Here is a 26,701-nt window from a genome sequence, read left to right as displayed (position 1 = left end):
ACTTAGCTCAATGGCACAGCGGCCAACAATTTATCAATTGCATGATTCGGTGTGGTGCCAGTAGCTTCTGCTTCAAAACTTAAAATCAAGCGATGACGCAAAACATCGTGAGCGACGGCTTGTACATCGTCGGGACTGACAAAATCGCGGCCATTTAACCAAGCGTGGGCGCGGGCACAGCGATCCAGCGCGATAGTTGCACGGGGGCTGGCACCGTATTCGATCAATCCGGCCAGCTCTTCGGAATATTGCGCTGGGCGGCGAGTGGCGTTAATCAGGTGGACTATGTAGTCCTCCACACTCTCCGCCATGTAAATCGCCAAAATTTGATTGCGCGCGGCATCGATAGTGGCTTGGGTAATCATTTCCGGTTGCTCGGCTGCGACTGCTGCTGCTTCATTGCGCGCTAGTTTTAAGATGCGGCGCTCGGCTTCAATACTCGGGTAATCCACCACTACATGCAGCAAAAAGCGGTCGAGCTGGGCTTCGGGCAGCGGATAAGTACCTTCTTGTTCGATCGGGTTTTGGGTTGCCATCACCATAAACAAACCGGGCAGGGGATAAGTCTTGCTGCCCACACTCACCTGGCGCTCGGCCATGGCTTCCAGCAGCGCCGATTGAACTTTCGCTGGTGCGCGGTTGATTTCGTCCGCCAATACTAAATTGTGGAAGATGGGGCCCGGCTGGAATTCAAAACGATTTTGTTCGGGGCGGTAAATATCGGTACCGGTCACATCAGACGGCAACAAATCCGGCGTGAACTGAATGCGGTGGAAATTGCCTTCTATCGCCTGCGACAGGGTTTTAATAGCTTTGGTTTTCGCCAGGCCGGGCGCGCCTTCCACTAGTAAATGGCCATCGGCCAGCAGGGCGATTAAGAGGCGTTGAGTCAAATGTTCCTGGCCGATGATTTGGTCGTTTAGCCAGGTGCTGAGAGATTGGATTTGTTGAAAAGCCTGCATGGAGATGAATACCTTTTCGCTGTTGTAGTTAGCAATTGTGGGTTGATTCAACGCTGGCAAGCCGCAAATGGGCAGCACAGCACGGCAAAAGTGCTCGATAGACTGCGCAAGTTTGTGACGGTTCCCTGCAATTTCAACTGTTTACACGATTTTTTCAGCTAGGCTTAGATAAACCCGCCTCACTTTTGACAGGAGTTCAGACTGTGAACAGCCCTTTGGTTAGCCAGCGCAAGCTCGTTGAATTTTTAGAAGAATTTAATCATTACGCCGCATCCAAATTGACGGGTGCTGAACTTGAGCTATTGCAGCGGCTGGCAAATAAGTTCTTTAGCCATTATCCCCTGGAGGAACTAGTTGGGCGGCGCCTGAGCGATGTGTTTGGCAGTCTCTATCAGTGGTCGCAATTTATTCAGAGTTATGATCGGCAGCAGCCGAAAATACGCTTGTTTAATCCCAACCTCATCGAAGATGGTTGGACGTGCCCTCACACTGCACTGGTGGTGCTGCAAAAAGATATGCCGTTTCTGGTGGATTCAATTCGTATCGAACTAAACCGCCGCAATATCGCCATCTACACCATTAAAAGCACGGTGCTTAGTTTGGTGCGCGATGATAGTGATCAGCTCGTCGAGTTAATCGAGGGGGAGAATGGGCAGGCGGTGCAGCAGAGCCTCGGTGAGCACCGTAAAGAAGCCTTGATTGTGATGGAAATCAGCGCCCACACCGATCAAACCGTATTAGACGATATTGCCCAGAGTTTGCACCGCATTTTGGCGGAAGTTGAATTTGTGGTGAAAGATTATCACCCTATGCGCGCTGCCGCATTGGCGACAGAGCAAAACCTCAATTTCGCTAGCGATGCTGTGGCCGCTGCCAACATTCAGCAATCCAAAGCCTTTGTGCAGTGGTTAACGGAAGATAAATTTACATTTCTGGGCTATGCAGAATATGAATTTAAAGAGATAAACGGCAAAAAAACCTTGTGTGAAATTCCAGCGCAACGCCTCGGCTTGTTTCGCTTGCGCGATGACTCCCAGAATGCGTCCACAGAGTTGCCGGTGGATGACTTTAATGAAGGCATGGCGCGCTTTCATCTAGTGCCACAAGTGATTACCTTCTCTAAATCCTCAGCGCGGGCGCGGGTACATCGCAATGCCTATTCTGACTATGTGATCGTCAAACGCTTTAATCCGCAGGGCGAGGTGATTGGCGAGGTGCGTTTTCTCGGGTTGTACACCTCCATTGTCTATCTGATGAGCCCCACCGAGATTCCGCTTATCTCCACAAAAGTGGCCAAAGTGTTTGAGCGCACCGGGCTCGAGCCCAGCAGCCACTATGGAAAAAACTTTCGTCAGTTGTTGGAAACTTTTCCGCGCAATGAACTTTTTTTAAGTAGCGGCACTGAACTTTACGATACGCTGATGGGTATTGCGCAAATCAATGAGCGCTCGATGGTGCGTTTATTTATGCGGAATGATCCGTTTGGCAAGTTTATGAATTTTCTGGTGTATGTGCCGCGGGATTATTTTAGTACCAAGGTTCGGCTGGCCATTCAGGAATTGATTGGTAATGCTATTGATTCACACGAAAGTGAATTTACCACGTACTTTTCTGAATCAATCCTCGCGCGAGTTTATTTAGTATTTAAAGTCAATAGCTCGACACCTGTGCAAGTCGATGTGGCTACCTTACAGGCGGGTATTGTCAACATTACCCGCTCATGGGAAGACTATTTGCACACGGCGCTACTAGAAACCCATGGTGAAGAAGCGAGTGCGCGCTTATTGCGCGAGTATCGCGATGCATTTTCGGCGGCGTATCAAGAGGAATATGATGCGCCCACAGCGGTGCAGGATATTCAATCGATTCACGAATTAACTCAGAGTATGCAGACGGACGATGCCGGTTCTGCAGCAAAAAATATCGCCATGCGACTGTACCATTCGCAATTGGGAGAACCGGGGGCGTTTGTGCAGTTTAAAATTTATCTGCGCGATAAAACCTTAGCTTTATCTGATGTGATTCCGGTGCTGGAGAATTTGGGTTTTCGTGTCGTCAGTGAAAGCACTTACGATATTCAAACCAGCACTGGAACACTGTTTTGGTTGCACGATTTTAAACTTGCGCATCAATTCTCCAGCATTATCGACTTGCCTTCACTCAAAGAAAATTTCACCAATGCCTTTGCCGCTATTTGGCACGGTTTGGCTGATAGTGACGCGTTTAATGCGTTGATTACCACGGCGGGCTTGGATTGGCGCGAAGCTGTCATGTTACGCGCCTATTCCGGCTATATGCACCAAACTTTATTTCCGTTTAGTGCCAGCTATATGGCTTCCGCGCTTGTTAATCAGGCGGCGATTACGCATAAGTTGGTGGATTTTTTTACCCTAAAATTTGATCCGGAATTGGTGAGTGAAAATACTCCAGAGCGCAGAAATATGCTGCATGCAGATATTCTTGCGCAATTAGACGCGGTACAAAATTTAAATGACGACCGCATTATTCGCCGTTTTCTCGCCTTAATTGATAACACCCTGCGCACCAATTTTTACCAACTGGATGCGCAGGGCAATAACAAACCGTATCTTTCATTCAAGTTTTCACCACGTAAATTGCAGGATATTCCGGCACCGCGTCCGCTCTATGAAATTTTTGTCTATTCGCCGCGAATGGAAGGTTTGCATTTGCGCACCAGCAAAGTAGCGCGCGGCGGTTTGCGCTGGTCTGATCGGTTACAAGATTATCGCACCGAAGTATTGGGTTTGGTAAAAGCGCAACAAGTTAAAAATGCGGTGATCGTACCCAGTGGCGCTAAGGGTGGTTTTGTCTGTAAAAAAATGCCCACAAATGCCAGCCGCGAACAGCAAATGCAAGAGGGTATTGCCTGTTACCAGTGGTTTATTCGCGGCCTGTTGGATTTAACCGATAACCTTGTTGATGGCAGCATTTGCGCGCCTAAAAATGTGGTGCGCTACGATGAAGACGATCCTTATTTAGTGGTTGCTGCCGATAAAGGCACGGCGAGTTTTTCCGACATCGCCAATGCTATTTCTGCTGAATACAATCACTGGTTGGGCGATGCGTTTGCATCGGGCGGCAGCCAGGGGTACGACCACAAAGGTATGGGCATTACCGCACGCGGTGCGTGGATTTCGGTGCAGCGGCACTTCCGCGAAAAAGATGTTGATGTGCAAAATGAGCCCGTCACCGTGTTGGGTATTGGCGATATGGCGGGCGATGTATTTGGCAACGGCATGTTGTTATCGCAATCCATTCTGATGGTCGCAGCTTTTAATCATCAGCATATTTTTATCGACCCTAATCCGGATGCGGCGCGCAGTTTTACCGAGCGGCAGCGGTTATTTACTACCCCCAAAACCACGTGGGATGATTACGACAAAAGTTTAATCAGCGAAGGTGGTGGTGTGTTTAATCGCAGCGCAAAATCCATTCCGATTTCTGCGCAAATGCGCACGCGTTTTGCGCTGGATGCGGCTAGCCTCACGCCCATGGAATTAATTAATGCGTTATTAAAATCGCCGGTAGATTTGATTTGGAATGGTGGTATTGGCACCTATGTAAAAGCCAGTACAGAAACCCATGCGGACGCAGGCGATAAAGCTAACGATGGTCTGCGGGTAAATGGTGACGAGCTGCGCTGTAAAGTATTTGGTGAGGGCGGTAATTTGGGCATGACCCAGCGCGGGCGCATTGAATATTGTTTGCATGGCGGCGCGTGTAACACTGATTTTATCGATAATGCCGGTGGTGTGGATTGCTCCGACCATGAAGTGAATATCAAAATTTTACTAAATGAAATTGTCGCTAACGGCGATCTTACCCAAAAGCAGCGCAATCAATTGTTGGTGGATATGACCGATAATGTTGCGCAATTAGTGCTGCACAATAATACGCGGCAGACACAGGCTATCAGTATCGCGCAGTCAGAAGCATTGCAGCGCAGTGCGGAATATCGCCGTTTTATGAACGCACTGCAAACTGCTGGTCGGTTGGATCGCAAACTCGAATTTTTACCTACCGATGAGCAGTTGTTGGAGCGCCAAACTCACGGTAAGTCACTCACCCGCCCGGAATTATCGATTTTAATTTCCTATGCCAAGGCGGTACTAAAAGAAGATTTGGCCGCGACAAATATTGTCGATGATGAATATCTGGCGAAATTTATCGAAACCGCATTTCCACATAAAATTGCGCAATTGTTTCCGCTCGCGTTGCGCAATCATCGCCTGCGCCGCGAAATTGTCGCCACCCAAATTGCCAATGATATGGTCAACACCATGGGCATTAGTTTTGCGCAGCGCTTGATGGAATCTACCGGCGCGAGTGTGGGCGATGTGGCTAAGGCGTATATTATTGCGCGGGATATTTACGCGATGCCGGAATTTTTAGCCGCGTTGGATGCGGCGGGCACTAAGGTTCCGGCGGAGCGCCAATTACAATTAATCAATATGATGATGCGTAAAATCCGGCGCGCAGCGCGCTGGTTTTTGCGCAATCGCCGCAGTTATTTGCTGCCCGCGAGTGAGGTGGAATTATTTGCCGCAGGAATGCAAACCATCAATGCGCAATTGCCCGAATTGTTAGTGGGTGATGCCTTGGCGGAATGGCAGGAATCCGTACAAAAATTGCGCGCGTTTGGTTTGTCCGACAATCTGGTTAGCTGTGTTGCACGCCCGGCAGATTTATATTCCGGCTTGAGTGTGGTGGAGGCGGCACGTATTGCGAATCAGGATATAGGTGAGCTTGCCAAAATGTATTTTGCCTTGGGCAATTATTTAAGTTTGCCTTGGTTCTCTGCACAAATTTCCAGTTTGCCGGTCGATAATTTCTGGCAAGCTATGGCGCGCGAGACTTATTTGGGTGATTTGGAATCGCAGTTGCGCAGTTTGAGCATATCGCTCATGCGCTTTTACGATGATCAATTACCTTTGGAGCAATTAATCCAGCGTTGGAGTAATCAACATCGCTTGTTAATCGCCCGCTGGAAGTCCATGGTGAATGAATTGCAGGCAGTAAATGGTACTGATTTTGCGATGGTGGCGGTTGCGTTGCGCGATTTGCTCGATTTGGCGCAGGCCAGCCAACATTGTGAAAGTTTGGACTTTTGTCCTGCAGCTGAATAAATCTATCTAGAGAATATTGTTTGAAAAGTATCATTGTCAATCTGGCGATTTCTGCTGAAGAATTTCAGCGTTTGTATGAAGGCAGCGTCAAGAACGTTTTTGCGCGCAGTATTGATGGCCGCAGTATTCGCTTTCCCGCGGGGATTCTGCGGCCATTTGTATTACACAATGGTATTCGTGGCACTTTTCAAATTGATTTTGATGATGACAATCGCTTTCAGTCCATACAGCGATTGGCCTAGTCATTGGTGTAGTCGCTGGAGTAGGAAATTGGCAAGGTTTGGGGTGCGTCAAACCTGCTAATCCAGTATCCTTGCCGCCTTATTTATCGTCACTCAGATAGTCACTTATATAGTCACTCATTCAGACCGCCGAAGGGCCAGTTATGTATCACACTATTCGCGATCTTTTGTTCCGCCTTGATGCTGAAACCTCCCATGAACTTAGCCTGGATTTACTGGGAGCTGCAGAGCGTTTGCGCCTGCTGGGCTTATTTGCCCCGACTATCCCTAGCGCACCAGTCGAGGTAATGGGACTGACCTTCGACAATCCCGTTGGTATGGCTGCAGGGCTGGATAAAAACGGCGATTATTTCAACGCGTTGGGCAGTTTGGGTTTTGGTTTTGTAGAGATAGGCACCATTACGCCACGGCCTCAGCCGGGCAACCCACAACCGCGCTTGTTCCGTGTGCCGGAAGCGCAGGCGATCATCAATCGCATGGGGTTTAACAACAAGGGTGTAGATCATCTGGTTGCACAGGTTAAAAACCGTCGCTATCAAGGCGTGTTGGGAATCAATATAGGCAAAAACGCAACGACGCCAGTTGAGAATGCTGTCGATGATTATTTGATCTGTCTGCGCAAAGTTTATGACCACGCTGATTACATCACCGTGAATATTTCATCGCCCAATACCCCAGGGCTGCGCAATCTGCAATTTGGTGATTCGCTGTCACAGCTGTTGGCACCGCTGAAAAAAGAGCAGGCGATATTGCAACAAGCCACTGGCCGCTATGTGCCTATCGCGGTAAAAATTGCGCCGGATATGGATGAGAGCGAGATCCATCAAGTTGCCGGTATTTTGCTGCAAGAGGGTATGGATGGCGTGATTGCTACCAATACCACCATCACCCGTGTCGGCGTAGAAGAATATGAGAATGGCAGTGAAGCGGGTGGTTTAAGCGGTTTGCCGGTGCGGGACAAGAGCACCTATGTGATTAAAACCTTGAGTGCTTGTTTGGGCGGCAAGTTGCCCATTATTGGTGTCGGCGGGATTTTTGATGCAGCCAGTGCTGCCGATAAAATCCGTGCGGGCGCTAGTTTGGTACAGGTATACAGCGGCTTTATTTACGAAGGGCCAGCATTGATCGCGCAAGCGGCAGCGGGTATCGCCAGCTATCAAAAAGGTCTTTAAGTCTGAGCGTCTAAACCTGGCGCGCTAAAATAGCGAAGCCCGCGAGAGCGGGCTTATAGAATCAAAAATGATTAGGTTGGAAACATTCTGTAGGTCTTACTGAAAGTCAGCCACTCATGGCCATGGGTTGAATGTTGTTAACTTTTTGAACCTGTGCCAAACGACTATATCCGTCCCACTGATCGATGCGCGACTCGCGCCAGCCATTTAGCCATTGCTGGCGAGCTTGACCGGTTTCATGGGGACAAAGGCTTTTAGAACGCCCATCAATACCTGCTTGATACCCTTTAACAAATGCGCGTTCTGTTTGGTCACGTTTTTGACGTTTCATCAGTTATTGCACCTCTATATTTTGGTTTGTCGATAGAATCATACTTATCGACGGAAGCGGTCTTGCGGTGTTTCGTTTGCATGTCTGACTGGTTTTTCGAATCTCCTTGCGTTGACAGGTTCGGTGAGTACACCAGATTTATCCGGTGCCGTGAAAGAATAGATTTTTATACATAAGCCGTTCTATATGGCATAACGGCCTAGCAAAAGTATTTGACAGCTTAATGACAGTCACCTTGTTTAGTCAGGTGCGGTTCAGAAAAGTTCATCCTGATAGCCTCTTTTTGGAAAGATTAATGACATATCAATATTTTGCAACCTGCCCCAAGGGCTTGGAAGGCTTGCTCTACACCGAACTACAAGGTTTGGGTGCAGACGACTTGCGCGAGACGGTCGCCGGTATTTACTTCTCGGGTGATATCGCCATGGCTTACCGCGTCTGCCTTTGGTCGCGTTTGGCGAATAAGGTGTTATTGCCGCTGGCCAGTTTTGAGGCCAATAGCCAGGAAGAACTCTACGATGGCGTGCGCGAATTGCGCTGGGAAGAACACCTAAGCCCTAATGGCACCTTGTTGGTGGATTTTATTGGCACTAACGACACCATTCGTAATACCCAATTCGGCGCAGTGAAAGTCAAAGATGCCATTGTGGATTGCCTGCGCGATTTCAGCGGTGAGCGTCCCTCAGTGGCCAAGCGCGACCCGGATCTGCGGGTGAATGTGCGTTTATCCAAAAGCAAAGTAATTGTCAGTATCGATCTCTCAGGCGATAGCCTGCATCGCCGTGGCTATAGGGTTAAGCAGGGTAGTGCGCCGATGAAAGAGAACTTGGCGGCGGGGATTCTGATTCGCGCTGGCTGGCCGGAAATCGCGGCGCAGGGCGGTGCATTGCTCGACCCTATGTGTGGTTCGGGAACCATCTTGGTGGAAGCCGCATTAATCGCGGCGGATATAGCGCCAGGCTTGTTGCGCGGCAGTTTTGGTTTTGAGCGCTGGCTCAACCATCGCAATGACATTTGGTTGGAGTTGCGCGAAGAGGCGTTTGCGCGCAAAAAAGCCGGACTCGCCCGCGAGAATCTACCGGAAATTCGCGGTTATGATGCGGATGTGAATGTGATCCGCGCGGCGGAAGACAATATTGTCAGCGCCGAGTTGGATCACTGGTTGCGTGTGAGTCGCAAGGAATTAAAGGATTTTGTAAAGCCCACCCACAATCAAGCGATGGCATTTGGTTTGGTCATCAGCAACCCGCCCTATGGTGAGCGCTTGGGCGAAATTGAATCGCTGAAATTACTCTATGCCCATTTGGGCGAGCGGTTGCGCAATGAGTTTCAAGGCTGGCGCGCGGGTGTGTTTACCGGCAACCCTGAGTTGGGTAAACAAATGGGCTTGCGTGCGGATAAAAAATACAAATTTTTTAATGGCACCATCGCGAGCGAATTGTTGATGTTCAGCATCAGCACTGAAGCCTTTGTGCAAAGCCGGGTCGAGCAGGATGCACGCTTCAGTAAAGATGATGAAGAGCGCAAAGCCGCTGAGGCGCGGGTAAAAATCGAAAACAAACAAGAGCAGGCCAATGCGTTGAGTAACGGCGCGCAGATGTTAGTGAATCGCCTGCAAAAAAATCTTAAACAATTGGAAAAGTGGGCGAAGAAAAACGATATCAGTTGTTATCGTTTATACGATGCCGACATGCCGGAATATTCGGCTGCGATTGATATTTATCGCGGTCAAACTCAGCCCAACCGCGCACCGCAACTCTATGCTCACGTGCAGGAATATGCTGCGCCAAAATCGGTTGATGAAGATAAAGCCGCTGCGCGTTTTATGGAAATTGAACAAGCTGTTCCTTTTGCGCTGGATCTACTTGCATCCAATATTAGCTACAAACAGCGTCGCCGCACCAAGGGCACTAGCCAATACGAAAAAGTCAGCGAGCGGCCAACCGGTGATCTGTTCAGCGTGCAAGAGGGGCAGGCCAAGCTGCATATTAATATGTGGCAGTATTTGGACACAGGGTTGTTTTTGGATCATCGCCCAGTGCGCTTGATGATTGCCGACCTCGCTAAAGACAAGCGTTTCTTAAATCTGTTTTGTTATACCGCAACGGCCAGTGTGCACGCGGCTATGGCCGGTGCGCGTTATACAGTGAGTGTGGATATGTCTAACACTTACCTGAACTGGGCGCGTAAAAATTATGCGTTAAATGGGTTGAGTGAATCGCGCAACCGATTAGAGCAGGCGGATTGTTTAAAGTGGTTGGAAGAAAACGATCAACAGTTCGATTTAATTCTGCTTGACCCGCCGAGCTTCTCCAACTCCAAACGCATGGAAGATGTGCTGGACGTACAGCGCGATCATGTCAGCATGATCAACAATGCGATGCGCTCACTGGCCGAAGGCGGCACCTTAATTTTCTCCAACAACCTGCGCAGTTTTAAATTGGATGCAGAGGCATTAAGTGCTTACACCATCAAAGACATTAGCGCCCAAACCATTGATGAAGATTTCAAACGCAACCCTAAAATTCATCAGTGCTGGGTGATTACCCATTAATCAAAACAGCGGTATTGCCATCCCACCTCAAGCGGACTATATTCATTATTGTTAAATATGAATATAGGTTCGGGAGGGGGTATGGCCACGACAAGTCTTAGTTTGGGCGATCATTGGGAGGCGTTTATCAAAAACGAAATTTCCAGTGGTCGCTATGGCTCTGCAAGTGAAGTGGTACGCGATGCGTTGCGCACACTGGAAGAGCGTAAGCATAAACTGGAGGCCTTGAGAGCGCATCTCTCTCAAGGTGTACAACAGGCAGACCAGGGGCAATTTGTTGACAATTTCTCTATGGATAGTCTGATCGAGGAGCTGGATAAGGACGCCTAACCATGAAATATCGGGTAACTCCCCGTGCCAGGGATGACTTAAAAAGCATTGGCCTTTATACACAGCAAAAATGGGGTAGGTTGCAGCGCAATAAATATCTCAAACAGCTTGAACAGCGCTTTGAATGGCTGGCGGAAAATCCGCTATTGGGTAGAAATAGATCGGATATTGGCGCAGGTTTCTATTCCTTTCCCCAGGCAGAGCATGTTGTGTTTTATCGATGCGGGTTGGAAGTGATTGAAATCATTGGTGTGTTACATCAAGAAATGGATGTGATGCATTATTTTTCTGAATACTAATAATTAGATCAGGTGACCTGCGATGAAAATATTACGATGTGTTTTCGTTGCAATATTTTTTGTTACACCGTCAGTTATGGCTGATCAATTCTGTTTCGCCCTCGCCGCAACCTATTACGAACAAGTCTATTGTCAACTACAAGCTAAAGCGCAGACCAAAGGTTTGCCGCCGTTTAATCAATTCAAAAAAAATAATGAAATTGTGCAGGCCTCTTTACTAAAGCGGCCAGCGGAGCGCAATGGCATTAAATTGCCTGCACCGACGCGCAAGACGCAAACACCCATGCTAACGCCAGCATTAATAATGCCTGCTCCAGTTTCTCCGGTGGTTAAAAATCCGCAGCTTAGTGTGACGGAAACTGTTAGGCGTGAACCACTTGCTGAGTTAACGCGTAAAGAGCTTGATGGTGTGAAGCATTCTGCCGAATGTAATTTGGCTGGTAATCAAATCCGCTGTGGCAACTATTTATTTAAGCTGGTGGGCAACAGGGCTAATCATCGTTTGGCGAGTGGTTCACTATCGCCCGACAACAAAATGAACCTACCAGGTTATCAGGGCGGTGCATTGAGCCAGTATCTCACCCAAGCCTACGATCAGTACATTGCTAAGATGTGTGAAATCGGTCTGTGCGGCGTGACTATGACGTATGGCAAGTTTGCTTATCTTTATCAGGATTTACAGGCCAAAGGTTTGGATTTTCCCCAGCGCTTTGAAATCATGTATGGCTTTCTTAAGAAAGATAAAGCGAATATGGGGGTGAGCGAGTCATCCAGCGTTCTGCAGGGAATATCGCTACAAAACTGTGCCATGCTCACTGCGCAGCGATATGTATGCGACTATCAGGGCAGAAATTATATTTTTGAATTGCAGTAACAAATCTGCTTCGCACCAGTCTATAGCCCAACCATTTTGTTTCCGCGAGGTCTGTATGTTGATCAAAAAGCCCAGCGATATTCCATCATCTGAAATTACCCCTGAATCTATTTACAACGCGCGCCGCGACTTTATGCGGGGTGCGATGAGTGTTGCCGCTCTGGGCGTTGGCGCAAGCGCGACAAGCGTATTGGCCGCGCCCACTCAGGTTGCCGATAAGGATTTACCCGGCCCGAATTGGTTAAAACAGCAGATTGCGGGCGCTAACGCCAATCAGGAAAAAATCAGTGAAGCGCTGACACCTTATGAACATGTTGCTGGCTATAACAACTTTTACGAATACGGCTACGACAAAACTGATCCGGCTGCTAAAGCGCATGTATTAAAACCCCACCCTTGGACAGTTGAAATCGCCGGTGAGGTTAATAAACCGGGCACGTTTGCACTGGAAGATTTATTAAGAGGTGTGACGTTAGAAGAGCGAATTTATCGCCTGCGCTGTGTTGAAGCCTGGTCGATGGTGGTGCCTTGGGTGGGTTTTTCACTGGCCGATTTAATCAAGCGTGTAGAGCCGACTAGCAAAGCAAAATATGTTGCATTTACCACGCTTGAGCGCCCGTCAGAAATGCCTGGGCAAAAAAGCCGCTTCAGTACAATTGATTGGCCTTATCGCGAAGGTCTGCGTATGGATGAAGCTATGCATCCCCTAACAACATTAGCGGTGGGTTTGTATGGCAAAGTATTGCCCAATCAAAATGGCGCACCGCTGCGTTTGGTGGTGCCATGGAAATATGGATTTAAATACATCAAGTCAATTGTGAAAATTGAATTTACCGAAAAACAGCCCAAAACGACCTGGAGCATGATCGCGCCAGACGAATACGGTTTTTATGCCAACGTAAATCCTCAAGTAAGTCACCCCCGTTGGAGTCAGGCGGAAGAGCGGCGGTTACCGAGTGGATTGCTGCGCCCGAATATTATTCCTACGCAATTATTTAATGGTTATGCCGAACAGGTGGCGCATCTGTATAAAGAGTTGGATTTACGCAAATTTTATTAAGAGGTATAGCGATGCCGGTTTTATGGCGCAGGGTGCTAATTTTTTTTCTCTCATTAATTCCATTGGCTTTTATTATTTATCAAACCATCACTAATCAGCTGGGCGCTGATCCTGCTAAAACGATTGTGTTATTTACCGGTGAATGGACTATTTATTTTTTGTTTATCACGCTTGCGGTCACACCCTTGCGGCGCTTAGTTAATTTTAAGCAAGTTCATTTCCGCTGGTTGCAAACTCATCGGCGTATGCTGGGTTTATTTGTATTGTTTTATGCATTGTTGCATGTGACCGCGTTTTTGGTTTTTATTTTAGGTTTGGATTTTTCGCGCTTCGCCAAAGAGCTAGTTGAGCGCCCCTATATTCTGGTCACAATTCCTGCGGTTATTTTATTAGTTGTGTTGGGGGTTACGTCTACCAAGGGAATGATGCGGCGGCTAGGTAAAAACTGGCTTCGCCTGCATAAGAGCATTTATCTGATCGCTATTCTGGCTTGGCTGCATGTGTTTATGCAGGTGCGCTCCAGTTATTTTGAGGCTGTTTTGTTTGGGGTTATTGGTGTGCTGCTGCTGGGGGTGCGGTGGTATTGGTATTGGCAAAAACCGGGCAGGGGCTGATCCAACCGCAACTCCGAAAGCATTCTCACTAGCAACCGCTGGGAATTTGACCAGTCTCTACTAAGCTTACTGAATAATATCTTTCAATGACGTCTACCGTGGCTTTGCCTGGGTACGCGATAGTTATAAAGATCATCCTTCAGGTCAGGCAATTAGATGAGATTTTGCACGCGATTTTTGGCGCTTTTTTTTAACACTTGTGCAGCGGCCCATGCGACTTCAGTAGCGCCAGATTATTTTTCATTAAGTCTGGAAGAGCTGCTGCAACAAAATATCTATTCATCGACTCGTACCGCTGAAAACATCAAATCCGTACCTTCCTCAATTACCGTCTTTACCCGTGCGGATATCCGCCTTATGGGCATAGAAACCTTGAGCGAACTGGTGAATTTTGTGCCGGGTTTTCAAAGTTTTAGGGGGGACGATAGCAGTGCAAATTACACGCTCTCCAATCGTGGACGGCGAGTTGGCTCGGGTGGTCGGGAGCTGCTTATTCTCTGGGATGGTCAACGCCTCAATGATGAGGTGAGTGGCGGCACAGCGCAGAAGGACGGGCTAATCAGTTTGGATAATGTGGCGCGTGTTGAGTTTATACGCGGTCCAGGCTCTGCCATCTATGGCAGTAATGCCATGACTGGAATTATCAATATAGTGACCGGCAGCCAGCCGGAGGCGAAATTGGCGCTGGGTAATCATGGCCAGCAAGATGCCAGTGTGCAGTGGCGCGGTCAAAATGAAGTTGGTTGGCTTGAACTACATTGGCAGCAGCGCGAGTCTCAAGGTGAATCCCTAACGGTATTTGAGCCCAGCCCGGAGCCTGCTACGCCGCAAACTGTGGATGTTCGTGATCCCTGGTCCTATCAGCAGCTCTATGTGAGAGCTGGTATGGGTGATTGGACACTGAGTCTGCGTTCAGCACAAAACCGAGCCGAAGAATTTTATGTCACTGGATATCTTCCAGCAGACTCTGGTTTTGTAGAGCGCGAAAGCCGCTATGCAGCATTGGATTGGCGGCCTCGCCTAAGCGATTCATTGAGGTTGGAAGCGCGAGTGTTTGCGAGCGACCGTGATTTTATGGCGATGGATGTAGCGACTTCTATTGCTCCAGCTCAGGTTTTTACGCCGGTGTTGCTTAGCTCAGGTGTGTCTGATGATCAGGAGCTGGGTAGCCAGTGGATAGTATTTGGCGAGCGAGCTAAGGGTAATTGGCTGTTGGGGGGTGAGTGGCGACGAGCTACAGTTGATGCGGCGCGCAGTCAGCTAACCCGCGCCAGTGATGGCAGCGTTTTACGCGATCAGCCCAATGGGATGGAAGGCGAGCGCATCGCGCGCAGTTTTTTTGGTCAATATCAGTACCCTCTACAGGAATCATTAGAGCTGACCATGGGGGTACGCCATGATAATTATTCAGATTTTGGCGGCCACACTAGCCCACGCTTTGCTTTGGTGAAGGAACTAGGGCAGATGGATAGTCTTAAATTGTTGTATTCAGAAGCCTATCGTGCGCCGAGTCCTTCAGAGACTCGCCTGACCAGCAGCTTGGTAGCGGTATCGAATCCTGATCTCGCTCCTGAAACGGCTAAAACTACCGAGTTAGTTTGGGTGCAGCTTATTGATCATGGCTACTGGTCGGCGACTTTGTTTGATAGCCGCTTGGATGATGCGGTGGTCGATATGATTACTCAAGATCAGCGCCGCTCTTGGATGAATAGTTCGCTGTACATTAGCGGTATTGAGTTTGAGTGGCAGTGGCGCTGGGCCGAGCACTGGCAGAGCCGGGTGGCGCTCAGCCATATTTTTCACCCAGGTGATGATACAAGTCGCGATTCCAATAATCTGCTCGGTGCCAGCCTGAGTTACCTGCGGGGCGCGTTTGCCGGTTCGTTATTACTAAATTATCAGGGCGATAAAATAGATGCGAACGAACAGGATTTTCCTGCAAACATTCACACAGTTGAACAAACCCGGTTAAGTGCCCGCAGTCTGTGGAATGTGCATATGTCTTATCAGCTGATGCCAGACTGGGAGTTATTTTTGCAGGCTAATAACCTGCTGGATAAGTCTTATCTCAACCCCGCGGCACGCCGCGAAAATTATGTGGGGGTTCCAGGTGAAGGGCGCAGTGTGAATATGGGTGTTCGTTGGCAATATTAAAGTTTACGGTAGCAAGGTTGCTGAGCTTTATACTGTTGATTTTTCATTCGCTAGAGGCTTAATAATTCTTTTAATTCACAGGCCTGGCGCCGCGAAATTGCGATTTTCATACCATCCTCCATCGTCACTTCATAGCCATCGCTAATCGCATCTTCGATTGCCGATATCGCATGCAGATTAATAATAAATTGGCGATTGGCGCGAAAGAAGAATCGTTTGGGTAATCGCTCTTCAAGTTGGCTCAAGGTTTTTTTAACAAACGCTGACTCCTGATTGAAAAATATCCGCACGTGGTTTTTACAACTTTCAAAATAGCGGATAGATTCCAGTGTCACCAAATGGCATTTGTCATCGTCTTTTACAAATATCTTGTTGTTCATTTCCAGCGCTGGTTTGGCGTGGGTTGATAGCTCATCAGCCTGGGTGTGTAATTTTGCAATAGCCAGTGCCAGCCGCTCCTGACTAATTGGTTTTAATAGATAATCAATAGTGTGATAGTCAAACGATTTGATCGCGTATTCTGAATAAGCCGTGGTAAAGATAATACGTGGCATGTAGTCCAACTTTTCCAGCAGATCAAAACCGGTTTCACCCGGCATATGTATATCTAAAAAAATAACATCGGGGCGTTTTTCCCGAATCAGTTCCAGTGCCGGGGCAGGGTGTTCAGCTTGGCCAACAATTTCCACATCGGAGAATTCACTTAACATGCCGATCAGCCCTTCGCGGGCGATGCGTGAATCTTCAACTACTATCGCTTTCATTGGTTTGTTTCTCGCGGAAGAGTCAGTGTGACGATAAATTGTTGCGCTTGTTGTTTGGCATCTATGCTTGCGGAGCTGCTGTAGAGTAATTTAAGCCGTTGTTCTATGTTGCGTAAGCCTATTCCTATACTTTGCATGTTTGGTGTTTCGGTGTGCGGTATATCATTGGTTATGGTAAACCTAATGTGCTGTGATTCCGCCTCTGCCAATAGTTGTACCTTGCCGCCATGACGCAAATTTTCAATGCCGTGTTTAATAGAGTTTTCTATTAGCATTTGCAAAACCATCGGCGGAATCAGAGCCGATGCTACATTTTCTGGAATGACGCTTTCAAAGTGCAATCGATCTTCCATATGAACTTTTATTATGCTGATGTAGCGATCAACAATTTCCAGCTCCTCTAATAGTTGTACTTTTTCACTTCTGCTGGATTCCAATGAATAGCGCAAAATGTCCGAAAGGTCCGTAATCATTTTTTCGGCTTTTAGCGGGTCCTTGCGTACGGTAAATTTAATGTTGTTCAGTGTGTTAAATAGAAAATGAGGGTTAAGTTGATTGGTTAGATTGGTGAGCTGTGCCTCTTTGAGGCTGTTTTGCAACCTTAAGTTGGCCACTTCCGTTTCTTTAATGCGCTGCTTGGTAGTAATGCTAATGTACACAAAAATCCAGCCGCCAATAAAGAGCTGGGTCTGCAGCCAGTTGCCGATAAACATTTGGGTAATGATTGTAGAAGCAGTTGCTTCATGTTTGGTAACCGCATTTTCAATATCACTCCAGAAAAAAGGAATAATCGAACCCAGCATAATAAAAGTAACAATAAAGCTACTCGCTAAGCTATACCCGGTTACCACTAGAATATTTTTGGCGGTGTTTAAATCATGCCATTGGTGTGTTTTATACAGGTGCCGATAATAGAGTGCGGCGAGGGTAAACAGCGGTAGCCATAGCAGTCCACCCATAAAGTTAAACAGTACCTCTTCCCGCCATAACAAAATAATTAGGCTTTGGATCAGGGTCATGAGCAATAAAATTGACCCGTGGTATACCCAAAAAGTTTTGTTGTGGGGGAAGAAAGAAACATTCATCGATTATGCCCAGAGTTTTAGTGCAAATATTCCGTAGTAAACCAAGTGAGCCGCCATCAATAAATGCAAGCCCGTATAAATTAATGCGTACCCGTATATCCACCTTGATATTACTTGATTTCTGTACTTGATGAGCACGAAAGCACTGGCGAGCGCACATAATGGATAGGCAATACTCAACAGATAAACAGTGATAGAAAGCAGTGATACGCTCGCGGCCGCTTGCATAAATAAGCCAACCATAGACAAGCTCATGATTGAACCCAGCAATACAACGCTGGTCAGCAGCGGCCAAATGCGAATCCAGACACTGGCTTCGGCGGGAATTTTTTTCGCTAGGCGACGACATCCCCACACAATAATGGCCAGCAAGCTTAACAGGCTGATTGTGCCAAGTGATACATAGAGGCCCAGCAGGCTGAATACGCTGAATGCAGATACAGGCTTAAATAGATCCGTACTTGCCTGCACGCTGTTACCTGCGATTGGATCATTCACCAGTGCGATGCTCGGTAAGCCTGTCCATTGATCAATTAAATAATCATCGTTAATTGCGAAGTCTTTACTGGGGGCGTCCCATCCTCCGAGCAGTGGCTGGCGATAGAGATAGGTATCATCTGTGTGAAATTTCATTACGCCAAAAACCCTGTTCATGAAACGGGTTAACTGTTGGCGATCATTAATGGGCACGTAATATCCATTCAGTGCTTTAAACTTTTCTGGAAGCACTATAGGTTGTGGTTTATTAATCTGGTGATTCTTAAGCAAATAAGCGCGAATGGTTTTGGATATTTTATCAAATGCCTGCCCGTTACCCGCATTGATCATAAATACATAACCGGTTTCCAGTTGCTGGTTGTAACTTAATTCTGTGAGCCCACCAAATACCCCGCCATTATGGCCGTGAAAAGCCATATTAAAATCCTTGTAACCACTGGTGTAATTCGCCAACCCATAACCGCCGGTGAGTTGTGCGGTGCTGCCCAGTGTTGTTGTAGGAATTTCCATGCGATCAAACGCAGCGCGGGGAATTAATTGTTGGTTTTGCGTTGCGCCGCGCTGCAACAAAAATTGCATAAAGTTGGCCATATCTTTTGGCGATGAATTAATAGAACCTGCTGCTCGGTGAATAATATGCCAATAATTTTCTGGTTTGCCATTGGTGTAAAGTGTCGCACCTTTCTGTTTATACAATTCTGTTTGAAAATAACTGGTGGATGGCATATCCAGCGGTTTAAAAAAAGTCTCTGCAATATAGTCTTCATATTTTTTGCCGCTGATTTTTTCTACGATATAAGCGACCACGGCTGAACCTGAATTGCAATAGGCGTGGCGCGTGCCGGGAATCCAGCGGGATTTGCGCGAATCAGGGTGATAATCCAGCCCTTCTTTTGTGCTCATGCTATCCGGTGCGGAATAGGCGTATTCCGCAAGGTGAATATCATCCCAGCCAGTTGTGTGTTCCAGTAGGTGAGCAATTCTTACCGGATGTGTTTCTTCCCACTGGTTTTCAAACTGAATCTCTGGCACTAAATCGCGTACCTTATCATTCAAGTTTAATTTTCCTTCTTCTTGCAGTTTCAGTACGGCGAGCGCGGCAAACATTTTTGAAACAGATCCGATACGAAAAAGGGTGTTCTCATCGGCCGGTGTATGCTGCGCAATATTCGCTTCGCCCAGCCCTGCCATCCACAAAGGTCCATCTTTATTCACTAGTGCTATACCCACGGCAGGCGTGTTGGTTTCGGTGCGGATTTTTTCAATGGCCGTTTTAAGTTCTTCCAGTGTTTGCGGTGGCGTGTCAGCATCGGCGTGGGCCAGTGAAGAGCAAGTGATAATGATTGATAGCAGTGCAGTCAGAAAGCGCATATCTCATTCCTTTCAAGTTTTATGGTGATTGTAACTATCATCCTTCAATGTGATGCGCGGGTGTGGATTAGGTGCTAAGTGGTGGCGCAACGTGATAAGCGGCAAATTATGTCGCCCATGGGTGAGTGGCGTAAATTAAAGTTTCAAATATCGTGTGTATTTCATTCGGGCAAAAAAAATGGCGCTACGAGAGCGCCATTTAGCTGGATTACCAATCGGCAATTAAGCGCGCGATTTGTATTCACCAGTGCGGGTGTCGATGATGATCTTCTGACCAATCTCAACAAACGCAGCAACTTGCAATTCAGTGCCGTTGTTGAGTTTAGCGGTCTTCATCACTTTACCAGAAGTGTCGCCACGAACGGCTGGCTCAGTGTAAGCCACTTCACGAGTGATAGCGTTTGGTGGAGTTACAGAGATTACTTTGCCTTCGTAGAATACGGCATCACAGATGTCTTCCATGCCGTCTTCCATCCAGGGCAACAGGTCGCCCAACTCTTCTGCAGTTACTTCGTATTGGTTGAACTCTGGGTCCATAAATACGTACATTGGGTCGGCGTAGTAAGAGTAGGTTACTTCTTTGCGATCCAATTGGATGTCTTCGAATTTGTCGTCTGCGCGATAAACGGTTTCAGTGTTCATGCCGTTCAGCAGGTTTTTCAACTTCATTTTTACAACCGCAGAGTTACGGCCTGATTTGTTGTATTCCGCTTTTTGAACAACCCAGGGTGAGCCGTCGATCATCAGAACGTTGCCAGCGCGGCATTCTTGAGCATTTTTCATGGTAAATCCCATTCTTTGCAGAGGTTAACGAATAGAGGAGGCCTTGATGCGCATGGCGCGCGGGCAATTTAGCCCTCAGGCGTCCCGAGTTTGAAATCGGCGCGCTACTATACAGTTCTTTGCCGCTTTTCTGTAGTGCTTTTTTAGCCGGGCTGGTTGGTGCAGAAATCGACTAATTGTTTCGCTAAATCAGGCTGTTGGCAGAGTGCATTGCACCAATCGCGGCTGTGACGCTGCCATTTATCGCGCTGCGTCAGCAGTTCTTGCCATGCTGCTGCCATATTCTCCCCTCTGTTCCAAACCAACCACAGCTGGCGCAGGCTGGCCTCAAAGTGCGATTGGTTAGACTGGGTGTAGAGATCGAGAAACGCAGTGAGTTTGGTGATATGCGCCTCCTCATCCTGCGGATAGATATGCCAAACCATAGGTTTGCCTGCCCATTGCGCCCGTACAAAGGAATCCTCGCCGCGCACAAAGTTGATGTCGCAGGCCCACAGCAGCTGGTCATACTCGGTTTGGGTAATAAAGGGGATGACCTGCAAATGCAGATTTCCCAGGGTGTAGCTATCGCCAACTTTTAGCGCTTGTTCGGTTGCACGATTGATACTGCTCAGGATTTTGCCGTTGGGAACCAAACAGTGCACCGGTGTGCTTGAGTTGACCCAAGTGGAGAGCAGGCTGCCAATGGCAGGGTTTTCGTAGGCAAAGAGCGATACGAGTAGGGCATCGGGCTGTGGCGCAACGCCAATAGTGTTCAGCCAAGGGGCGATGTGAAAGTTATCGCGTGCGCTAATCAGTGACTGCTCGCGCAACAAACCACCGGTGCGCGGTGTGAATCCTGGGAAGAAAAAGGTTTTGCGCAAACCGGTGCTGGGGTGAGTGGATGGCATGCGGTGGCAGTCTTCAACCCAGCTTTCGGCACTCAGGTAGTCCAGATTGATCCATACCGGCGCTCGACCTCGCTGTTTGAGCTCCGCCATTTTATCGATATAAATAGCAGGGATTTCACAGGCAAACGCTTCGATCACCACATCGGCGACTTGCTCGTCTTGAGCCAATTCACTGTGCCAGCGGCAGACATTGACCCCTGCGATGAGCTGTTGATCTAATGATTGGGCTTGCGGCCAAATGCGTATCAGCGAATCCACGTCATCTACCCACAGGCGCACTTGCTGATTGTGCTCGGCAGCTAGCTGCCGCGCCAAGCGCCAACACACGCCTATATCGCCAAAGTTGTCGATAACACGGCAGAAGATATCCCAGTTTTTTACAGCGATAGATTGCATGTTGAATATCAGATCGAGTGAGTGTGGCTGCGAATGATACCAGCGCAATTGTTTTTCGTATCTCTAGGCTGGAATCAAAAAATGATCGCGCTAAGAATCTGCCACCATGAAAAAACAACATCTGCCGCAAAAAACTTGCCTGCACTGCCAGCGGCCATATACCTGGCGAAAAAAATGGGAGAAGGTGTGGCTTGAGGTTAAATTCTGCTCTACCGCTTGCAGCAATGCTGCCCGTCGCTCCAGGAAGCAATCCCACTGATGAAAAAGATACGTAACCTTTGTGTAATTTTGGGCGATCAACTCAATCGCGACAGTGTGTTATTTGCTGATTTTGACCCAGCATACGATGTGTTGTGGATGGCGGAGACCCTCGCTGAAAGTACTCATGTTCCCTCAAGTAAACAGCGCAGTGCGATGTTTATCGCCGCTATGCGTCACTTCGCCCAAGCACTGCGTGACGAACAGTTACCGCTGTTGTACTTTTCATTAGATGAGCAGGCGCAGCCGGATTTTACCGCTGCGATATCAAACACCTTGCAGCACTACAAGGTTGCTCAGTTGCGGGTTGTATTACCCGGTGACTATCGGGTTTTGCAAGTATTAAAGCAGTGTTGCGCTGAGCACCAAGTTGTTATTGAGGTGCTGGCCGATAATCACTTTATCGCCAAGCCGGGTGAATTTACGGCCTGGAAAAAAGGCAAAAAACAATTGCGCATGGAGTATTGGTATCGCCAATTGCGCAAACGTACCGGCATCTTAATGAATCGCGATGCACCGGTCGGTGGCGATTGGAATTATGATAAAGACAATCGCGGTACTTTTGGCAAAGCAGGGCCGGGTCTATTAGATAGCGCGCTGACTTTTCCATGCGATGAAATCACCCAAGGTGCGATCCGTTCTGTTGAAACGTTCTTTCCCAATAATCCCGGCAGTTTAGTGAGTTTCGGCTGGCCAGTGACCCGCGCGCAGGCGCTTGCACTACTGGATTTTTTTATCGAGAAAAATTTACCGCTGTTTGGTGAATATCAAGATGCCATGTGGACCAACGAACCTTGGCTCTATCATTCGCGCCTATCCGCTGCGCTGAACATTAAGTTGTTATCGCCAATGGAAGTGGTGCAGGCAGCCGAGCAGGCGTATACAACTGGGCAAGCCCCGCTCAATGCTGTAGAGGGATTTGTTCGCCAGATCCTCGGTTGGCGTGAATACGTGCGCGGTCTGTATTGGAGTCTGATGCCAGAGTGGAAGGCGATGAATGCATTGGATGCACAGCACAACCTGCCAGACTTTTATTGGACCGGCGATGTGGATATGACCTGCTTGAGTCAAAGTATCCAACAAGTGCTGGATACGGGTTATGGTCATCATATTCAACGGTTGATGGTGACCGGCCTCTTTGCCCAGTTGTGGCAAACCCATCCTGAACAAATACATGCCTGGTATTTGGCCATGTATGTCGATGCCGTCGAGTGGGTTGAATTGCCTAACGTATTAGGGATGAGCCAATACGCCGATGGTGGCATAATGGCCTCCAAGCCCTACATTGCCACGGGTCGCTACATTGCCAAAATGAGCAATTATTGCGATCACTGCCGTTATAAGCCAGACGAAGCTGAAACGGAAAATGCCTGCCCATTTACCACCTTGTATTGGGAGTTTTTGCGGAAACATCGCGCGCGCTTTCAACAGCATCCGCGTTTGGCTTTGCAAGTTAAGCATTTGGACAACCAGAGCGAAGAAAAACGCGCGGCGATTGCCAAACGTGCGCAATGGGTAAGGGCGCATTACCCAGCTAATCACTACACATGATCGGAATTTACTATGGCATCCCTGCAAGATCAGCTCCTCAAAGCCGGTTTGATCGACAACAAAAAAGTCAAACAAGCGAAAAAAGAAAAGCGTAAAGAAACCAATGTTGCGCGGCGCTCCAGTGAAGAAGTGGTCGATGAGGTCAAACAATCTGCGGAGCAGGCACGTTTAGCAAAAGTGGAGCGCGACCGCGAATTAAATCGCCAGCGCGATTCAGAACTGCAACAAAAAGCCATAGCCGCGCAAATCAAACAACTGATTGAAAACCATCGCCAGCCAAAAGGCGCTGGCAACGGCGATGTGGAATACAACTTTACCGATGGCAAGCTCATCAAAAAAATGCGCGTATCACCGCTGGTGTTGGAACAAATAGCGCGCGGTTTGCTGGGGGTTGTAAAACTGGGTGATGGCTATGAAGTCGTGCCGCGTATAGTCGCCGACAAAATTGCCCAGCGCGACGAAAAATTTGTGGTAGTTGCCAACACCAAAGCCGACAACAAAGTAGATGAAGATGATCCCTACAAAGATTACGTTATCCCTGACGATTTGATGTGGTAGCCCTATGTGGAACCCGATCCGCGCGGTGTTAGGCAGTAAATCCCCGCGCGGTATAAAAATAATTGCACTAAGCCTAATGCTGGTTCTCGCCTCTGCATTACCTATTATGTTGTTTAGCCTTTTGGCTCCTAACGATGATGCTCCAATCATTCTAGGCTGGCTGTTTGCCGCAGGCGCGGTGCTTGCGCATGTGGGATTTTTAGTGGGAATTTTATTAATTCTGCGCGATATGTATTTCACTAAAAAATAATGTTGAAAATGCCCGCAATAAAAAACTACCGTAAAATCAACCATTTCGCATCTGTCGGGTGAAAGTCGGGTAGGTGCCGTACCCGACTGAATGTATTTTTAGTAATACTCTGGGTTCACACAGGTTGGAGTAGATAAATGATTCTTAAAGAGCTGCGCATTAGTCGCCATCTTTCTCAAGAGCAGTTAGCGCAAATGTCTGGTTTGAATGTCAGAACCATTCAGCGAATTGAAAGCGGCAACAATGCCAGTGTGGAATCACTTAAATGCCTCGCCTCTGTGCTAGAAGTGGATGTAGCAACCCTAACCCAGGAGCGAATGATGGTAGATAAAAAATCCGATATTTGGCGCAACTCACCGTTTTGGTTGAAGTGGTGGTTTTTTTTAAATTACTTCAGTTTTAAACCCTTACGTAAATCCGCATTGCGAGGTCTATTTTTTTGCCATGCCTTTGGCTTTGCACTCTGTGCCTTTGCGTGGACTGATCCAAAAGCATTGCCCGGTGGCTTGGCATTTTTACTAACAGCCTATTTTTTTCACCTGTTGGTATGGCAGGGGGATAAATACGGTGTTTGGTATGATGCTGTTGATGGCGAAGATAGTTAAGTTACATACAAACGCGGGTACCTAGTGTACCCGCATTATGAGCTTTTAAAACTCCCCCAAAAAACCGCCTGATTGATGCGCCCACAAGTGCGCATATACACCGCCCAGTGCGATTAATTCATTGTGTGTACCCTGTTCGATAATCTGGCCTTTATCCAATACGATCAAACGATCCAGCGCGGCGATGGTAGATAAGCGGTGTGCAATAGCGATCACGGTTTTGCCTTGCATCAAGGTGTTGAGGTTGGTTTGGATGGCGGCTTCTACTTCGGAGTCCAGCGCCGATGTTGCTTCATCCATTATTAAAATCGGCGCGTTTTTGATCAATACGCGGGCAATGGCGATGCGTTGACGCTGGCCGCCGGATAATTTTACGCCGCGTTCGCCTACGTGTGCGTCATATCCTGTGCGACCTTCGTTATCGCTGAGCCCTAAAATAAATTCATGGGCTTCGGCTTGTTGTGCGGCGCGGATCATTTCTTCTTCTGTCGCATCAGGTTTGCCGTAGAGCAGGTTTTCGCGAATGGAGCGGTGTAGTAGTGATGTGTCTTGCGTCACCATGCCGATTTGTGCGCGCAAACTTTCCTGTTTTATGTTCGCGATATTTTGTCCGTCGATCAAAATAGCTCCGTCATCCACATCGTAAAAACGCAATAACAAATTTACCAGTGTAGATTTGCCCGCGCCCGAGCGGCCAACCAAACCAATTTTTTCACCGGCATTAATATGCAAATCAAATTCTTGTAATAGTCCTTCGGTTTTGCCGTAGTTAAAACGCACGGATTTAAAATCGATTTGGCTTTTTTGGATCAGCAAGGGCTGTGCTTCGGGTTTGTCCTGTACTTCCCGCGGAATAGATAAAGTATTTAGTCCATCGCGCGCGGTGCCGATATTTTCAAACAGAGCAGAGACTTCCCACATGATCCACTGCGCCATACCATTCAGGCGCAGCACCAACCCGACCGCAGCGGCAATCGCACCGGTTGTAATAGCTGCGCTTGACCAAAGCCAGAGTGAAACAGCGGCGATGGCAAAAATTAACAATGCATTAATCGCCCAAACGCCGCTGCCCAATAAAGTCGCCAAACGCATTTGCGGATGCACGGTTGCTAAAAAAGATTCCATGCCGGTTTTGGCGTAATCGGCTTCGCGATTGGAGTGTGAAAATAATTTCACGGTAGAGATATTGGTATAGGTATCCACCAAGCGGCCGGTCATATCCGAGCGCGCATGGGCTTGCGCTGCGGAAATTTTTGCAAGGCGCGGTAAAAAATAATACAGCAGTGCCGAGTAGGCAAAGAACCATGCAACCAGTGGCATGGCCAAGCGCCAATCGAGCGATGCGGATAAGACGAGAATTCCCGTGAAATACACCATGACATACAAGAGTACATCGAGTAATTTCATAATGGTTTCACGCACTGCCAACGCGGTTTGCATGACTTTTGTGGCGACGCGACCGGCAAATTCATTTTGATAAAACTGGTAGCTTTGACCGAGTAAATAGCGGTGCGCCATCCAGCGAATACGCATTGGGAAATTTCCCAAAAGGGTTTGGTGCATTAACAGCGAGTGCAGTAGTACACACAGGGGCAGGGCGATAAGTAGAATACAACCCATCCAGATTAGCTGTGTCTGGGACTCATCCCAAAAGGTATTGGGTGTATGTTTATTGAGCGAGTCAACCAGATCGCCAAGAAATCCAAATAAAGACACCTCCATTACTGCAATTAAACCTGTAAAAATTGCCATGCCGATTAAATACCACTCTGCGCCACGGCTGTAATGGCGGCAAAACGCATAAAGGGTTTTGGGCGGTTCAGTGGGATCTTGCGGAGGGAAAGGTTTTATCAGGCTTTCAAAAAAACGGAACATAATGCAATCGCCGGTAATATATAAATGGGGGGGCTGGCTAAATTCTGAGCCAATATTGTAGCAGCTCAACGTGGTTTA

The 26,701-nt window shown here is 47.9% G+C and carries 23 protein-coding genes; 15 read left to right on the top strand and 8 right to left on the bottom strand.

Annotated elements, in window-relative coordinates:
- Positions 1-2 precede the first annotated feature (2 nt).
- Positions 3-962, bottom strand: a complete 960-nt coding sequence (locus AWU77_RS19780) for a MoxR family ATPase (RefSeq protein ID WP_062067708.1) — start codon at positions 960-962, stop codon at positions 3-5.
- A gap of 203 nt (positions 963-1,165) precedes the next feature.
- Here AWU77_RS19780 and AWU77_RS19775 point away from each other — a divergent pair, with 203 nt between their 5' ends.
- From AWU77_RS19775 to AWU77_RS19765, 3 genes are all read left to right on the top strand, one after another.
- Positions 1,166-6,109: an NAD-glutamate dehydrogenase gene (locus AWU77_RS19775; protein WP_062067705.1), complete on the top strand. Its 4,944-nt coding sequence runs from the start codon at positions 1,166-1,168 to the stop codon at positions 6,107-6,109.
- Positions 6,110-6,129: 20 nt separating this feature from the next.
- A complete protein-coding gene (locus tag AWU77_RS19770; protein ID WP_062067702.1) occupies positions 6,130-6,351 on the top strand; it encodes a DUF2835 domain-containing protein in 222 nt (73 codons plus the stop codon).
- 143 nt (positions 6,352-6,494) lie between these two features.
- Positions 6,495-7,523: a quinone-dependent dihydroorotate dehydrogenase gene (locus tag AWU77_RS19765; protein ID WP_062067699.1), complete on the top strand. Its 1,029-nt coding sequence runs from the start codon at positions 6,495-6,497 to the stop codon at positions 7,521-7,523.
- A 106-nt stretch (positions 7,524-7,629) separates the two neighbouring features.
- Here AWU77_RS19765 and rmf read toward each other — a convergent pair whose 3' ends face one another.
- Positions 7,630-7,854, bottom strand: a complete 225-nt coding sequence (gene rmf / locus AWU77_RS19760; protein ID WP_007641871.1) for a ribosome modulation factor — start codon at positions 7,852-7,854, stop codon at positions 7,630-7,632.
- Positions 7,855-8,149: 295 nt separating this feature from the next.
- On the opposite strand from rmf, the gene rlmKL reads away from it, so the two are divergent.
- The 7 genes from rlmKL (at position 8,150) to AWU77_RS19725 (ending at position 15,739) form a co-directional block, all read left to right on the top strand.
- Entirely contained in the window at positions 8,150-10,408 is a 2,259-nt protein-coding gene (rlmKL, locus tag AWU77_RS19755; RefSeq protein WP_062067696.1) for a bifunctional 23S rRNA (guanine(2069)-N(7))-methyltransferase RlmK/23S rRNA (guanine(2445)-N(2))-methyltransferase RlmL, read from the top strand.
- An 81-nt stretch (positions 10,409-10,489) separates the two neighbouring features.
- Positions 10,490-10,738 (top strand): type II toxin-antitoxin system ParD family antitoxin, encoded by a 249-nt coding sequence (locus AWU77_RS19750; protein ID WP_062067693.1) that lies wholly within the window; start codon positions 10,490-10,492, stop codon positions 10,736-10,738.
- Between the two features lie 2 nt (positions 10,739-10,740).
- Positions 10,741-11,037, top strand: coding sequence for a type II toxin-antitoxin system RelE/ParE family toxin (locus tag AWU77_RS19745; protein ID WP_062067690.1), 297 nt, complete (start codon positions 10,741-10,743; stop codon positions 11,035-11,037).
- 22 nt (positions 11,038-11,059) lie between these two features.
- The gene (locus tag AWU77_RS19740) at positions 11,060-11,911 is read left to right on the top strand and encodes a hypothetical protein (protein ID WP_062067687.1); all 852 of its coding nucleotides are present in this window, start codon (positions 11,060-11,062) and stop codon (positions 11,909-11,911) included.
- A gap of 55 nt (positions 11,912-11,966) precedes the next feature.
- The gene (gene msrP / locus AWU77_RS19735; RefSeq protein WP_062067684.1) at positions 11,967-12,971 is read left to right on the top strand and encodes a protein-methionine-sulfoxide reductase catalytic subunit MsrP; all 1,005 of its coding nucleotides are present in this window, start codon (positions 11,967-11,969) and stop codon (positions 12,969-12,971) included.
- A gap of 11 nt (positions 12,972-12,982) precedes the next feature.
- Positions 12,983-13,585, top strand: coding sequence for a sulfite oxidase heme-binding subunit YedZ (locus tag AWU77_RS19730; RefSeq protein ID WP_062067681.1), 603 nt, complete (start codon positions 12,983-12,985; stop codon positions 13,583-13,585).
- Positions 13,586-13,741: 156 nt separating this feature from the next.
- On the top strand, positions 13,742-15,739 hold the full coding sequence (locus AWU77_RS19725) for a TonB-dependent siderophore receptor (protein ID WP_062067678.1): 1,998 nt from the start codon (positions 13,742-13,744) through the stop codon (positions 15,737-15,739).
- 50 nt (positions 15,740-15,789) lie between these two features.
- On the opposite strand, the gene AWU77_RS19720 is transcribed toward AWU77_RS19725, so the two are convergent.
- The 5 genes from AWU77_RS19720 to earP all read right to left on the bottom strand — a co-directional run bounded on the left by AWU77_RS19720 (position 15,790) and on the right by earP (position 21,526).
- Positions 15,790-16,503: a LytTR family DNA-binding domain-containing protein gene (locus tag AWU77_RS19720; RefSeq protein ID WP_062067675.1), complete on the bottom strand. Its 714-nt coding sequence runs from the start codon at positions 16,501-16,503 to the stop codon at positions 15,790-15,792.
- Positions 16,500-17,588 (bottom strand): sensor histidine kinase, encoded by a 1,089-nt coding sequence (locus AWU77_RS19715; RefSeq protein ID WP_062067672.1) that lies wholly within the window; start codon positions 17,586-17,588, stop codon positions 16,500-16,502. Before AWU77_RS19715 ends, AWU77_RS19720 begins: the two co-directional genes overlap by 4 nt.
- A gap of 3 nt (positions 17,589-17,591) precedes the next feature.
- Positions 17,592-19,457, bottom strand: a complete 1,866-nt coding sequence (locus tag AWU77_RS19710) for a serine hydrolase (protein WP_062067669.1) — start codon at positions 19,455-19,457, stop codon at positions 17,592-17,594.
- 222 nt (positions 19,458-19,679) lie between these two features.
- Entirely contained in the window at positions 19,680-20,240 is a 561-nt protein-coding gene (gene efp / locus AWU77_RS19705) for an elongation factor P (RefSeq protein ID WP_062067666.1), read from the bottom strand.
- A 143-nt stretch (positions 20,241-20,383) separates the two neighbouring features.
- Positions 20,384-21,526, bottom strand: a complete 1,143-nt coding sequence (gene earP / locus AWU77_RS19700; RefSeq protein ID WP_062067663.1) for an elongation factor P maturation arginine rhamnosyltransferase EarP — start codon at positions 21,524-21,526, stop codon at positions 20,384-20,386.
- Between the two features lie 106 nt (positions 21,527-21,632).
- Between earP and AWU77_RS20865 the strand changes: the two genes are divergently transcribed.
- From AWU77_RS20865 to AWU77_RS19680, 5 genes are all read left to right on the top strand, one after another.
- Complete coding sequence (locus AWU77_RS20865; RefSeq protein WP_084618564.1) at positions 21,633-21,785, top strand: DUF2256 domain-containing protein; 153 nt, start codon at positions 21,633-21,635, stop codon at positions 21,783-21,785.
- Positions 21,785-23,335 (top strand): cryptochrome/photolyase family protein, encoded by a 1,551-nt coding sequence (locus AWU77_RS19695; RefSeq protein ID WP_062067659.1) that lies wholly within the window; start codon positions 21,785-21,787, stop codon positions 23,333-23,335. The genes AWU77_RS20865 and AWU77_RS19695 overlap by 1 nt, the downstream gene beginning before the upstream one ends.
- Before the next feature lie 12 nt (positions 23,336-23,347).
- Positions 23,348-23,893 carry a DUF2058 domain-containing protein gene (locus tag AWU77_RS19690; protein ID WP_062067656.1) on the top strand — a complete coding sequence of 182 codons (546 nt, stop codon included), beginning with the start codon at positions 23,348-23,350 and terminating at the stop codon, positions 23,891-23,893.
- 4 nt (positions 23,894-23,897) lie between these two features.
- Positions 23,898-24,143 (top strand): hypothetical protein, encoded by a 246-nt coding sequence (locus AWU77_RS19685; RefSeq protein ID WP_062067654.1) that lies wholly within the window; start codon positions 23,898-23,900, stop codon positions 24,141-24,143.
- Positions 24,144-24,280: 137 nt separating this feature from the next.
- Positions 24,281-24,748 (top strand): helix-turn-helix domain-containing protein, encoded by a 468-nt coding sequence (locus AWU77_RS19680; protein ID WP_062067652.1) that lies wholly within the window; start codon positions 24,281-24,283, stop codon positions 24,746-24,748.
- 45 nt (positions 24,749-24,793) lie between these two features.
- Here AWU77_RS19680 and AWU77_RS19675 read toward each other — a convergent pair whose 3' ends face one another.
- Positions 24,794-26,623, bottom strand: a complete 1,830-nt coding sequence (locus AWU77_RS19675) for an ABC transporter ATP-binding protein (RefSeq protein WP_062067650.1) — start codon at positions 26,621-26,623, stop codon at positions 24,794-24,796.
- Positions 26,624-26,701: the final 78 nt, after the last annotated feature.

The sequence above is a fragment of the Cellvibrio sp. OA-2007 genome, assembly GCF_000953825.1.
GTDB lineage: Bacteria > Pseudomonadota > Gammaproteobacteria > Pseudomonadales > Cellvibrionaceae > Cellvibrio.
This window is presented reverse-complemented; position numbering and strand designations above follow the sequence as displayed.

Bases quoted from the DNA above. Each gene is read 5' to 3' on its own strand.
- AWU77_RS19750 (WP_062067693.1), top strand. From the start codon at position 10,490: ATGGCCACGACAAGTCTTAGTTTGGGCGATCATTGGGAGGCGTTTATC.
- AWU77_RS19730 (WP_062067681.1), top strand. From the start codon at position 12,983: ATGCCGGTTTTATGGCGCAGGGTGCTAATTTTTTTTCTCTCATTAATT.
- AWU77_RS19740 (WP_062067687.1), top strand. From the start codon at position 11,060: ATGAAAATATTACGATGTGTTTTCGTTGCAATATTTTTTGTTACACCG.
- rlmKL (WP_062067696.1), top strand. From the start codon at position 8,150: ATGACATATCAATATTTTGCAACCTGCCCCAAGGGCTTGGAAGGCTTG.
- AWU77_RS19690 (WP_062067656.1), top strand. From the start codon at position 23,348: ATGGCATCCCTGCAAGATCAGCTCCTCAAAGCCGGTTTGATCGACAAC.
- AWU77_RS19710 (WP_062067669.1), bottom strand. From the start codon at position 19,457: ATGCGCTTTCTGACTGCACTGCTATCAATCATTATCACTTGCTCTTCA.
- AWU77_RS19675 (WP_062067650.1), bottom strand. From the start codon at position 26,623: ATGTTCCGTTTTTTTGAAAGCCTGATAAAACCTTTCCCTCCGCAAGAT.
- AWU77_RS19745 (WP_062067690.1), top strand. From the start codon at position 10,741: ATGAAATATCGGGTAACTCCCCGTGCCAGGGATGACTTAAAAAGCATT.
- AWU77_RS19780 (WP_062067708.1), bottom strand. From the start codon at position 962: ATGCAGGCTTTTCAACAAATCCAATCTCTCAGCACCTGGCTAAACGAC.
- AWU77_RS19715 (WP_062067672.1), bottom strand. From the start codon at position 17,588: ATGAATGTTTCTTTCTTCCCCCACAACAAAACTTTTTGGGTATACCAC.
- AWU77_RS19725 (WP_062067678.1), top strand. From the start codon at position 13,742: ATGAGATTTTGCACGCGATTTTTGGCGCTTTTTTTTAACACTTGTGCA.
- AWU77_RS20865 (WP_084618564.1), top strand. From the start codon at position 21,633: ATGAAAAAACAACATCTGCCGCAAAAAACTTGCCTGCACTGCCAGCGG.
- AWU77_RS19765 (WP_062067699.1), top strand. From the start codon at position 6,495: ATGTATCACACTATTCGCGATCTTTTGTTCCGCCTTGATGCTGAAACC.
- msrP (WP_062067684.1), top strand. From the start codon at position 11,967: ATGTTGATCAAAAAGCCCAGCGATATTCCATCATCTGAAATTACCCCT.
- AWU77_RS19720 (WP_062067675.1), bottom strand. From the start codon at position 16,503: ATGAAAGCGATAGTAGTTGAAGATTCACGCATCGCCCGCGAAGGGCTG.
- efp (WP_062067666.1), bottom strand. From the start codon at position 20,240: ATGAAAAATGCTCAAGAATGCCGCGCTGGCAACGTTCTGATGATCGAC.
- AWU77_RS19685 (WP_062067654.1), top strand. From the start codon at position 23,898: ATGTGGAACCCGATCCGCGCGGTGTTAGGCAGTAAATCCCCGCGCGGT.
- rmf (WP_007641871.1), bottom strand. From the start codon at position 7,854: ATGAAACGTCAAAAACGTGACCAAACAGAACGCGCATTTGTTAAAGGG.
- earP (WP_062067663.1), bottom strand. From the start codon at position 21,526: ATGCAATCTATCGCTGTAAAAAACTGGGATATCTTCTGCCGTGTTATC.
- AWU77_RS19695 (WP_062067659.1), top strand. From the start codon at position 21,785: ATGAAAAAGATACGTAACCTTTGTGTAATTTTGGGCGATCAACTCAAT.
- AWU77_RS19680 (WP_062067652.1), top strand. From the start codon at position 24,281: ATGATTCTTAAAGAGCTGCGCATTAGTCGCCATCTTTCTCAAGAGCAG.